The organism is Nostoc sp. CmiVER01 (assembly GCF_034531135.2).
GTDB lineage: Bacteria > Cyanobacteriota > Cyanobacteriia > Cyanobacteriales > Nostocaceae > Nostoc.
On sequence record NZ_JAVRBU020000042.1, the window covers coordinates 1 to 13,072 of the forward strand.

5 protein-coding genes are annotated in these 13,072 nt (G+C 39.3%); all 5 read right to left on the reverse strand.

The window, feature by feature from the left end:
• A partial coding sequence (locus RMZ43_RS35750; RefSeq protein ID WP_428851005.1) for an amino acid adenylation domain-containing protein occupies positions 1-6,038 on the reverse strand: 6,038 nt, incomplete at its 3' end.
• A 63-nt stretch (positions 6,039-6,101) separates the two neighbouring features.
• Positions 6,102-7,358, reverse strand: a complete 1,257-nt coding sequence (gene ectB / locus RMZ43_RS35755) for a diaminobutyrate--2-oxoglutarate transaminase (RefSeq protein WP_322652069.1) — start codon at positions 7,356-7,358, stop codon at positions 6,102-6,104.
• Positions 7,359-7,429: 71 nt separating this feature from the next.
• Positions 7,430-8,362 (reverse strand): cupin-like domain-containing protein, encoded by a 933-nt coding sequence (locus tag RMZ43_RS35760; protein ID WP_322652289.1) that lies wholly within the window; start codon positions 8,360-8,362, stop codon positions 7,430-7,432.
• A gap of 32 nt (positions 8,363-8,394) precedes the next feature.
• On the reverse strand, positions 8,395-9,807 hold the full coding sequence (locus RMZ43_RS35765; RefSeq protein ID WP_322652290.1) for a condensation domain-containing protein: 1,413 nt from the start codon (positions 9,805-9,807) through the stop codon (positions 8,395-8,397).
• A 4-nt stretch (positions 9,808-9,811) separates the two neighbouring features.
• Positions 9,812-13,072: amino acid adenylation domain-containing protein (locus RMZ43_RS35770; protein ID WP_428851006.1), on the reverse strand; the 3,261-nt coding region annotated here is incomplete at its 5' end.

Genomic DNA, 13,072 nt, shown 5'->3' on the forward strand with positions numbered 1-13,072 from the left:
ATTGCACCGGGAATATTATAGAAGGGATTGCCTGGTTCTAACTGAGCCAGGAACCATAGCCGTTGTTGAGCAAAAGATAAGGGTAATTCTTCCGACCGAGCAACGCAAGTTATGGGCGGGGCTTTTAATTCTAACCCTGCTTTGGTAACTCTCTCTATATCTTTGGCTAAATCTGCTATGGTAGGGGACTCGAATAATTGACGCACGGGCAATTCTACCTTAAAGACTTGCCGCAATTTAGAAGTAACACGAGTAGCTAAAAGGGAATGTCCTCCTAACTCAAAGAAGTTGTCGTGAATGCCTACTTTGGCAATATTCAGAACTTCTGCCCAGATACCAGCCAACATTTCCTCGATGGGAGTAGAAGGAGCTGCAAAACTGCTTCTAAAAACAAGTTGTTCCAAATCAGGAATTGGCAGCGTCCGACGGTTGACTTTACCGTTAGGTGTCAAGGGTAATGCGTCTAGTATCATAAAAGCCGTTGGCACCATATAATTCGGTAACTTCAACTCTAAGAAGTGGCGTAGCTCAGTAATTGTCAGTTGTTGTTCTGGATGGAGGACTATGTAAGCTGTCAAATACTTGGAACTTGGTTCATCTTCTCTAACCACAACTACACATTCTCGTACCTGTGGGTGTTGGTTGATAACGGCTTCAATTTCTCCTAGTTCGATACGGAAACCCCGGATTTTTACTTGGTAGTCAATACGACCAATGTATTCAATTTCTCCATTGGGCAGATAGCGGGCTAAATCCCCAGTTTTATATAGATGCTCAAAATTAGAGGATTGGTCTTCTTTCCCCCTGCCTCTTCCAAAGGGAATGAATTTTTCTTGAGTTAACTCTGGGCGGTTGAGGTAGCCTCGTGCTAAAGAAACACCACCAATATGCAATTCACCAGGTACGCCTACCGGAACTGGTTGAAGATGGCTGTCTAGGATGTAAATTTGTGTATTATTAATAGGTTGTCCGATGGGAGGCAGCACTGGCCAAGTATCTACCGAACCTTTGAGGGTAAAGGCAGTGACGACATGACTCTCTGACGGGCCGTAATGATTGTGCAAAGTACAATCAGTTAAGTTGCTAAATAGGTTGGCAATGGCAGGAGTAATTTGCAATTGTTCGCCAGCAGTAATGATTTCTTGAAGAGTATTAGGAATTAATTGGCGATCGCCAGCTACCTCTGCTAATTGCTGTAAGGCAACAAAGGGGAGAAATAATCTTTCAATAGCTTTTTGGTTGATAAAATCTAATAAGGCTTTGGGATCTCGGCGTAATTCTTCTGTGATGAAATATAGCGTTCCACCAGAACACCAGGTGGAGAACATTTCCTGGAATGAAACATCAAAACTCACAGGAGCAAATTGCAGAGTTTTTGCACCACTTGCAACTTTCATATTTTCCAGTTGCCACATGATGAGATTGCAAAGAGGAAGCTGATTCATTGCTACCCCTTTTGGTGTGCCTGTGGAACCAGATGTATAAATTACATAAGCTAAGTTACTAGGTTGGACATCGCTGTAAAGATTTTCTTCTGTTGACTCAGATATAACCTGCCAGTCACTATCCAAACACACTACAACTGTTTGATGCTCTGTTAGTCTGGTAACTAAATGCTGTTGTGTCAGCAGCACCTTAACCTGTGAATCATTTAACATGAAACTCAGGCGTTCCTGTGGTAATTGTGGGTCTAGCGGCACATAGGCTCCCCCAGCTTTGAGGATACCTAAAATTCCAACTGCCATTTCCAGCGAACGCTCTATGCAAATTCCCACTAATATTTCTGATTTAACATCAAGTGTTTGTAAGTAGTGCGCTAGCTGATTTGCTCTAGCATTGAGTTGCCGATAAGTTAATTGTTGCTCTTCAAAAATTGCGGCGATCGCGTCGGGTGTCCGTTCTACTTGCGCTTCAAATAGCTGATGGATAATTTGGATTTGGGAATACTCAACTTGAGTGTCATTCCATTCCAACAGTTGCTGTTGCTCTGTTTGTGACAACAGTGGTAACTGCCAAAGCTGCTGCTCTGGGTTAGCAACAATTTCAGACAATAGCGTCTGTAAATTTCCTGCCATCCTGCTAATAGTATCAGCCTCAAACAAGTCAGTGCTGTACTCAAAAGTTGCACTTAGTCCCTCAGCAGTCTCTAGTATCGAGAAGATTAAATCAAACTTAGCTGTCCCAAAACTTTGATCGATTAAAGTCGAAGTTAAACCAACCAACTCTAAATCTGATTTAGGCGCATTCTGAAGCACAAACATGACTTGAAATAGTGGTGTATGGCTCAAAGAACGCTCTGGTTGCAGAACTTCTACTAGTTGTTCAAAAGGTAAATCTTGATGAGCATACGCCCCTAAAGAAACTTCTCGTACCTGAGTTAATAATTCTTGAAAGGTAAAGTCGCCTCTAAGCTTAGTTCGTAGGACTAATGTGTTGAGAAAAGGCCCAATTAAACCTTCGATTTCTGCACGGTTGCGGTTAGCTATGGGCGAACCAACCACAATATCCTCACTACCACTGTAGCGATACAGCAGAGCCTTAAAAGCAGCCAGCACAGTCATAAACAAGGTACATCCCTCTTGCTGGCTTAAGGTTTTAAGTGCAAGTGATAGTTCTGGAGAAATTTCAAATTTGTAGGTACTACCTCGAAAAGTCTGAATTGCAGGTCTTGGATGATCTGTGGGTAAATCTAATACTGTTGGCGCTCCAGCTAGCTGTTTTTGCCAGTAAGCTAGTTGAGATTCTAGAATGTCTCCTGCCATCCACTGTTGTTGCCAAGCTGCAAAGTCTGGGTATTGAATCGGTAATTCCCCTAAAGGTGAGGATTGCCCTTGACAGAAAGCATTGTACAGTGAGGATAGCTCATGCACTAGTATGGCGGCTGACCATGCGTCAGAAGCTATGTAGTTGGAGGTGAGTAACATTACATACTCATGTTGATTAAGGCGCAGTAGTTTTAACCGGACTAATGAGTCAGTCTCAAAGTTAAAAGGTGTTTTTGCCTCTATTTGCGTTAGTTGTTTAACTTTAGCTTCTTGTTCTGCAACAGATAATTCACTCAAGTCGAGTATTGACAACTGCTGTGGTGTTGGTGGCGCGATCGCAACTACAAGCCGCCCTTGTGGTATTTTGAAATTACTACGCAATGCTTCGTGGCGACGCAAAATTTCATTCAAGCTTTGCTCAAGTGCAGTTATATTCAAATCTCCCTGTAACCTAACTACGCCAGGGATATTGTAAATCGGGTTGTCTGGTTCCAACTGTGCCAAGAACCATAACCTCTGTTGAGCAAAAGATGGCAATAACTCTCCTTCTCTGGAGACGCGTGTAATTGGTGGCATCTCCAGTTTATTACCAACTTTGATAATGCGTTCAATCTCTTGAGCTAATTGGCCTACTGTGGGGTTTTCAAACAAACTACGTAGGGGCAACTCTACTTGAAAGACTTGTCGCAACTTAGAAATGACACGAGTCGCCAACAGGGAATGTCCTCCCAACTCAAAGAAGTTGTCGTGAATACTTATTTTCTCAACACCAAGAACTTCAGCCCAAATTCCCGCGAGCATTTCCTGAATGGGAGTAGAAGGAGCAACAAAATCACCTTCGTTCTGAAGCTGGGTGAGGTCAGGTGCGGGTAATGCTCGACGGTCTACTTTGCCACTGGGAGCTAATGGGAAACTCTCTAGTAGAACAAAAGCTGATGGTATCATGTGCTGTGGCAATCTTTGTTTGAGAAGATTGCGTAAATCTGACACCAAGTCTTCTGGCAAATACTGGTCAGGTTGAGTCACTACATAGGCTACCAAACGCTTGTCACCAGTATCTTCTCTAACTATAACTACAGTTTCCCGCACAGCTGGGTGCTGACGCAGTAAGGCTTCGATTTCTTCAAGTTCAACGCGAAAACCGCGAATCTTTACTTGATTATCTATGCGTCCTAAAAATTCAATATTTCCATTAGGTAGCCATCGACCTAAGTCTCCGGTTTTGTAAATTAAATCTTGATTACTTTCTGGTAATTTTTTTCTAGAGTCAGGAAAGGGATTAGGAACAAAGCTTAATTTAGTTTTATTTTCATTTTTCCAATAGCCATCTCCCACCCCAATTCCTGATACACAAATTTCTCCGGGAAATCCTATCGGTAATAATTGCATTTCCCGGTCGAGAATATACAGATTTAAGTTATTTAAAGGTTTACCAATAGAAACAGTTCGTTGGTTTTCTGGTAAAGGTTTATCAATTATAAATTGCGTGATATCGTCCGCAGCTTCGGTTGGCCCGTAAGCATCAGCTACTCTAATTGCAGGATACAAACTGAACCACTGGTTTACCCGCTTCACCGAAACAGGTTCTCCAACTACCATCATCCACTTTAAATCTGGTAACAATCTTTGGTCGGCTGGTAATTGGGAAATATAGTCTAATAATCCTCCGAATACTGCTGGTACTAATTCCACAACAGTGATTCTTTTTTCTTTAAGAAATTTAAATAGTTTGTCAGGAACAAAACCCGATTCAGTATCTACTATAACTGTCTGACCACCAATAAGCAGTGGAGCTAAAAATTGCCAGACAGAAATATCTGTAGAAGAAGGAGCGCTTTGTAGAAAACGAAAGTCTTCTGTTAACTCTAGTTCATCGAACTGAGCATATATATGGTTAACAGCACCGTCATGCCTAACAATTGCACCTTTTGGCGATCCCGTCGAACCAGAGGTATATAACATATAAGCTATATCGGTTCCCACATGACTGCCTTCTAAATTTTTCTTAGGTAAATGATTAAAATCAAATTGATTGTATATATTGATATCAATTATTTTCGGAAATTCTTTGTCTGGTAACGAAGAATCTAAACAAATTAAACATTTTAAGTGCGAGCAGCTTTCGATAAAGTTTGACAAGGAGTCTAAGCAAGAATTATCTGTTAATATAATTCTGACTTCGCTGTTAGAAACCATGTATTCAACTCTATCTGGTGGGTATTGACTATCAATTGGGACATAAGCTCCACCAGCTTTATGTATGGCAAGTATACCTATTAAGAAATTTACATCTCGCTCTTTGTAAATACCAACAAATTCACCTTTATTTAATCCTAAATTCTGTAAAAATCTTGCAAGTTGATTCGCTTTTTCATTTAGCTGTTGATATGTTAGTTGAGTATTTTCATAATCAACTGCAATTCTTAAAGGTGTCTTTTCTACTTGCTTTTCAAATAATCGATCGATTGTCCGCTCGATCGGATATTGTTTTGCTTTATTGTTAAAATATAATAATTCCTGTTTGTCTTCTGGTTTTAATAAGGGAATGTCTGCAATTTTAACTTGGCAGTCGTAAATAACGAATTCAAGTATATTAATATAATATCTAATAATATATTTAATAACATCTTCTCGAAAGATATCTCCGTTATAATCTATTCTCCCTAGTATTAAATTATCAGTAGCTTTGAATGAAAAGGTCAAGTCATTACTGATATCAGCTATACTTTCCGGTTGATGAATATTTTCTAAAAGAATGACAATATCACAAAATGGACAGCGATTGTGTTTATTAGGTAAATTCAATGTTTTAACTAATTCATCAACTAGATAATTTTGATGGCTATATGCATCTATTGTTGTATTTTTAGCTCGAAAAATCAAATCTTTAAATGTCAGTTTTGCTTCTACATTAATACGCAAAGGTAGAATTGTATTTAAATTGCGACCGCTATTTTCTAATTGATAAATAGGAGAACCAAAAATAGTATCATTGCTACCAGTATATTTCTGCATTAATATACTTAATGCAGATAGCAAAACTAAATAAATCGATAAATTAGAATTGTTTGTTAGTTGAGCGATCGCAAATGATAAATCTTTCGATAGCTCGAAAGCAATCGATTTATTATTCTCAGAATAAATTGTAGGTCTAATATAATCTGTAATAAGATTTGTCTCTGGCAATTCACCAGACAATTGATTTAGCCAATAAAATTTTTGAAAGAATAACTCTTCAGTAGTCAATGTATCTCTAGTTTGATTGGCAATCATTATCAGTCACCTTGCAATAAAATAATTTCTGAGAAAATTAGTGAAAATTTTGTTTAACTTATCTTACTGTGCTAAACACTCATCAAAAGCTTGTTTGATAATGAAACACCCCTTTTCTAAAATCGGAATTTCAATAGTTAAAGGAGGCAGTATCTTGATTACAGTATTATTTCTGCCAGTTCTTTCAATTATTAATCCTAGTTCAAAACAACGGGAAATAATTTGTTTTGTTAAATTATTATCGCCAAATCCGGCAATATCTATACCCCAAATCAAACCTATTCCTCGTATTTTGACTTTATCACTAATTGATGCAATTTTGTCAATCAAAAAGTTATATATGAAAGATTCTTTAGCTTTAATTTCCTGTTCAATATTTGTAATTTCTCTATACTCCAGTGCAGCTGCTGCACCTATAAATGCTAGTTGATTACCTCTAAAAGTTCCATTGTGTTCGCCAGGCTCCCAAATATCTAACTCTGGCTTAAACAATAATAATGACATGGGAAAACCGTAACCACTAATCGATTTTGAAAGTATTACCATATCCGGAACAATATTCGCTCTTTCAAAAGAAAAGAATGAACCTGTTCGACCACAGCCAACTTGAATATCATCACAAATTAATAAAATATCATGCTTATCGCATAACTGTCTTAATTTTTGCATCCATTCGATTGGTGCTATAATCACTCCTCCTTCAGCTTGCACTGTTTCAAATATTATTGCTGCTGGCTTTTCAATTCCGGAGTTGACATCATTGAGTACTGCTTCTATAAACTCTATTGTGTCAATATTTTCCATAAATCCATGAGGATAAGGCATAAAATTGACATGGTTCGATGTGCCAAATGCCCCAGCTTTGATTTCTAGATTACCACTCACTGACAAGCTACCCAATGTCATGCCATGATAGCCTCCCATGAACGAAAATATTCCTGGTCTTTTTTTAATTTTCCTGGCCAATTTTAATGCCGCCTCAACAGCATTTGTTCCGGTAGGGCCACAAAATTGTACCCGATAATCTAAACCTCTAGGATGTAGTAATGATTCAAAAAACTTAGATAAAAATTTTTCTTTTGCAGATGTATAAAAATCTAATCCATGAGTAATTGCATCAGCTTCTAAATAAGATATTACCTTCTGTTTTATATAATCGTTGTTATGTCCATAGTTTAAAGCGCCTGCACCTGCAAGAAAATCAATATACGCTTCTCCTGATTCTGAGTAAATTAAAGAACCTTTAGCTCTATGGAATAGAGCTGGGAAATTTCGGCAATAACTTCTGACATTTGACTCTCGCTGCTCAAAGATATTCATTGAAAACTTCCTGCTTTTAGATATAAGAGATAATTAGCATTATGAAATGGCACGAGCGTATGTCTGGTCAATTAAGAAATATAATTTAAATAAGATTTGTAAAAATGGAATATAACTTGAGGTGGAACTCTCAATACCAAACCTAATGCTAGTAAAAAATTGTAATACATGTTTTTTGGTGGCATACCCTTTAAACCAGCTACTAGACCGTTCAATACGCTCTTCTGTGTATGCCAATCAATATTAAAAGAAATTGACATATCTCGACTTCTCACATGATGTAGTGTACCAGGAGGCATATATAAAATTTCTCCGGGATTTACAATTACTTTTATGGATTTTGCATTTTTAAATAGAGGGTATTGCTCTAAATCAGGCTTTTCTGGATCGACCTTAAACCATCGCCAATTATATCGATAACAATATTGAGATTCTTCACTCAATAGGAGAGTAAATTGTTTACGCCCAACAATTTGAAAGAAAAGATTGTTGGTCAGAAGGCAATCAAAATGTAAAGGAGTTAGACTATTAGATGAACCGATAAAGAATTGACAGTAACGCCACCATTTATAAGCATACCATTTTGGTAAGTAATCTAGCGGAAATGTTTGAACATCTTTGACGAGTGCAGGAATTAAGCTAAACAAGGGCGTATCGTGAGAATATGGAGGTAGAATATCCATTTCTGTTTGATTTTTTGTTTTTTCATATTCCTCTAGAATGTTTGCGTATTCATGAATAGGAAAATTTTCTACTTTGATTTGACCATTTTGAAAATGTTTGGCATATATATTTAGATTGGGAGCGATAGACTGGAAATATTGTAAAGACCATTTACTAAAACAATCCCACTTGGGAATGATCCCTGAAATAATAACTGGTTTAGATTTATTCACATATTTCGCTATAAAATCTTCACTTGTAATTTGATGAACACGTTCAATTTCTGAAGATACTGTTAGCATGATTTCCTCTTGTGGTGATGAACTTGAAGTATTGTTCACCAGATGTGTACTACTTTATTTACAGTCGCTACTTAATTAGACAAAGCTAAGTCAAAGTTAAATGTCACTTGCTTTTCTAACATTGCTTTCAACTGCTGCTCTTGCTCTGTCAGCAAAGATAAATCTTTGAGGCGCACTTCAGGATTAGTTGCTATATTTTGAAGTAATATCTTGAAATGCTTGAGTATGCCAATAATTGTTGCAGTGTCAAAACGGCGGAAATCGTAACTGATGCCAATTCGTAATTCTGAACCTGGATACCCAACTAAGTTAAGAGGATAGTTTGTTTTGTAGAGATTAAGTGGACGCGAGAAGTTTATAGCTTTGTTTTGCTCTTGTGATTCTCGTAATATTCTTTCAATTGGTTGGTTCTCGAATACAAATATGCTCTCGAACAAGGGTGTACCTTGTGGTATTTCACTCCATTGTTGAATATCTACTAACGAGGTGTACTCATATTGACGAATCTCTACAAGTTGTTCCTGAAGCTGCTGGAGCCAAGGCATGAGATACTGCTCACCATCAATCTTGACTCTGACTGGTAAAGTGTTGACCATCTCACCTACCATAGACTCGGAACCTTCTAAGTCTACAGGACGACCAGAAACAGTACACCCATAAATCACTTCGTTGCGGCAACTATAGCGACCCAGGAGCAAAGCCCAGGCTCCTTGAACAAGCACGTTAATTGTGAGACGATGCTGTCTAGCTAGAGATTGTAAATCTGCGGTGATTGCTTTTGAGATTTCGATTTGGACTTCATCGTATCTTTCTTGGGGATTAGATAAATTGCCAACATCTAGATTGCTTAGTGGAGTGGGTGTTTTTACTCCTTTAAGCATTTGCCTCCAGAAGTTCTCTGATGTAGATGAATCTTGTTGTCGCAGCCAGGTTATGTAGTTACGGAAAGTACTGCCAGGTCTGAAAGGTACATCTTCACCTTGACAAAACGCTACGTAGAAATCAATAACTTCTTTAAGCACTAACGGATATGACCACCCATCCAACATGAGCATATGTGTACTCCAGATGAATTGGTAAGAGTGGTCTTCTAGGCGAATGAGAATCAAGCGCATCAGAGGAACTTGGGAAAAATCAAAACCTTGTTCGCGATCGCGTTTCAAAAAAGAACTCAAACGCGTTTGTATCTCATCTGGCTCTATTAAGCGCCAATCTTGTTGTTCTAAGCATACTTTGACATTTTTGTACACAACTTGTAAGGGTTTTTCCATGTCTTCCCAATAAAAGCTGGTACGTAAGATAGTGTGCCGATCTACGACTCGCTGCCAAGCACGTTCAAAAGCGACAACGTTTAAATCGCCATGAAAAGTAAAGCCCAATTGTACAAAGTAGAGGCTTAATTCAGAAGTACATAAACTATGGAAGAGAATACCATGCTGTATAGGTGAGACTTCGTAGATATCTTCTATATTTTCTGTTTTCATCGTTCTACTTGCTTTTTCGGGTGAGCTTCGCTAAAAATTGGTCGAGGTCTTTTTGATTTAAGTTTGCTTCTGGGAAGTCAGAAGGTGTGTAACCTTTGACTTCTGGTGATTGACAGTGAGTGGCGATCGCTTGTAATGCTTTGACAAATTCTTGAGCTAATCTTTCAATGGAAGAGCGTTGATGTATTTTTTCGCTATAAGTCAGATCAAATTGCAACTGCCCGTTAATCACAAAACTATTGATTTCCAAAAGTACGCTCCTTTGATTTTGCGGACTACTCGCTAGTCCACTTAACTCTGGGATGAATTTGAATAGCGATGACTTCGAGAAAGTTTGATCTAATTGACCAAGATAGTTGAAAAGAACTTCTGGTTGTGGGAGTGTTGACCATAACTCACCGTTTTCTGTCTTGTCGCTAAGATAGCGTAGGACACCATAACCAATGCCTCGATTGGGGATACTCCGCAGTTGTTCTTTAATTGCTTTCAAAGCTTCCCCTGGATGAGAGGCTTTTTCCAAATTTAAGAGGATGGGAAATAAAGACGTAAACCAGCCTACTGTCCGCGACAATTCCACATTGGGAAAAATATCCTCCCGTCCATAACTTTCTAAAGCGACTAACAAAGAGCGATCGCCCGTCCATTGAGAAAAAGCTTGCGCCAGGGCTGTTAGTAAAACATCATTTATTTGAGTGTTGTAAGCTTGGGATACTTTCTTTAGTAAAGTTTGGCTTTCTTCTACATTGAGAGCGATCGCTACATTGCGGGCTGAAGCGACGGTATTTTCACCATCTGGAAAATCTACTGGCAAACGAGACACTTGCTTATGAGATGCATTAAACCAGTAATTCCACTGTTGTCTTATAATATCAGAATGTGCGTAATTTTGCAAGCGTTCAGACCAGTACAAGCAAGAAGTTGTTTTTGTTGGTAGTTGCACTTTTCTTCCTTGCCTGAGTTGTTGGTAACAAGTTTGCAAGTCCTCAAGTAAAATTCTCCAAGAGAAAATATCTACAACTAAATGATGGATAGTCAACAGCAAGCGGCTTGGCTGCTGCACTCCAAAGTTGAACAAAGCAGCTCGCACTAGTGGGGCTACAAATAAATTAAAACTACGTTGCAATTTATCAACAGTTTTCTCAAAAGCTTGCTCTTGTTCTTGCAATGCTTGGGCTGAAAGGTCTAAATATGTGAATGGCATCACATTGCGATCGGCTAAAACTTGTTTCCAGTCAGAGGCTGTGCATTCAAACTGCAAGCGCAAAGCATCGTGGTGTAAAATCAACTCCTGTAACGCCTGCTCTAAAATCTCAGGGTCGAGTACTTCTTGCAGTTCCAAGACAAATGTTTGATTAAAATAGTGTGGATCTTGTAGATTCTGCTCGAAGAACCAATGCTGAATAGGTGTCAAAGATGCCGAATCTTTAATAATTTCTGGCTCGACTTGCAGATTTTGTTCGGCGATTGTGGACTTAGGAACTGCGCGCGCGGCTAATTCGGCAATGGTTTGATGCTGAAATAATTGTTTATTTGTCAGTTTTAGACCAGCTTGGTTAGCTCTAGTGATGATTTGGATAGCGATGATGGAATCACCACCCAACTCAAAGAAGTTGTCATCGATGCCTACTTGCTCCACATTGAGAAATTCCGCCCAAATTTCAGCAAGCTTAACTTCAGCAGGAGTGCGAGGTGCTGCAAAAGCTTTTTCTAATTCAGGTCTACTTGTATCGGGTGCTGGCAATGCTTTCCTGTTTACCTTACCGTTAGGTGTCAAGGGTAATGCCTCTAGCATCACAAAAGCTGCTGGCACCATGTAATTTGGTAGCTTCGACTCTAAAAACTGGCGCAGTTGAGCAATTGTTGGTGTCTGATCTTTCTGTGGAACAAGATAAGCAAGCAAACGCTTAGAACCACCCACATCCTCACTAGCAACCACCACAACTTCCCGCACCCCTTGGTATTGACCTAAAACCGCCTCAACTTCTCCCAATTCAATGCGGAAACCACGAATCTTCACCTGAGAGTCAATGCGCCCCAAATACTCAATCGTCCCATCAGTCGCATAGCGAGCTTTATCCCCTGTTTTATACAGGCGAGGACTACTAGCAGCCATCTCATCCTCAAATGGATTGGCAATAAACTTCTCAAGAGTCAAATCTGCTCTATGCAAATAACCCTTTGCCAATCCCACCCCACCAATATGCAATTCACCTGGTACACCCACAGGCACCGGTTGGAGATATTTATCTAATATATGAATTTGCGTATTGGCTATTGGTCTGCCAATCGGCACCACCCTCTGCTGGCTATTTCGCTGACAATGCCACCAAGTGACATCAATCGCTGCTTCCGTCGGGCCGTAAAGGTTGTATAACTGTGCCTCAACACGCTCAAAAAATCTTTCCTGAAGTTCTAACGATAAAGCCTCACCACTACAAATCACCCGTTTGAGGCTGTGACATTTGCCTAATTCTGGCTCACTCAGAAATACTTGCAGCATTGAAGGGACAAAGTGAACTGTGGTAATCTCCTCTGTGGCAATGAGTTCTACTAAGTAAGCACTATCTCTATGACCGTCGGGTTTGGCAAAAACTAAACTTGCTCCTGTGATCAGCGACCAGAAGAATTCCCACACTGAAACATCAAAGCTAAAGGGTGTTTTTTGCAAAACTCGCTCTGATGATGTTAGTTGCAAAGCATCTTGCATCCACAACAAGCGATTGCATAGGGCTTGATGAATGTTGATTGCTCCTTTGGGTTTACCTGTGGAGCCGGAGGTGTAAATTACATAAACTACATCATCTGGGCTGACATTGGTGTTGAGGTTTTGGGAATTTTGTTGAGCGATTTGCTGCCAGTCGCTGTCTAAGCAAATGATTTGTGTTTGATGTTGGCTGAGTTTTTCGACTAAATGCTGTTGTGTTAATAAGACTGGGGAATTGATTTCTTCTATGATCAAAGCCAGTCGTTGTTGGGGATAGTTTGGGTCTAGTGGTACGTAAGCGCAGCCTGCTTTGAGGATGCCCAATATTCCGACTATCATTAACAGTGAGCGTTCTGCACAGATGCCTACTAGTGTTTGTGGTTTGATTCCTTGTTTTTGCAAGTGGTGGGCTAGTTGATTAGCTCTGATGTTTAATTGTCGATATGTGAGTTTTTCCTTGCCATACTCTACTGCTACTGCATCGGGTGTACGCTCTACTTGCGCTTCAAATAACTCATGTAGGCAACTGTTTGGGTATTCTACTTTTGTGTTGTTCCATTC

Bases quoted from the DNA above. Each gene is read 5' to 3' on its own strand.
- ectB (WP_322652069.1), bottom strand. From the start codon at position 7,358: ATGAATATCTTTGAGCAGCGAGAGTCAAATGTCAGAAGTTATTGCCGA.
- RMZ43_RS35765 (WP_322652290.1), bottom strand. From the start codon at position 9,807: ATGAAAACAGAAAATATAGAAGATATCTACGAAGTCTCACCTATACAG.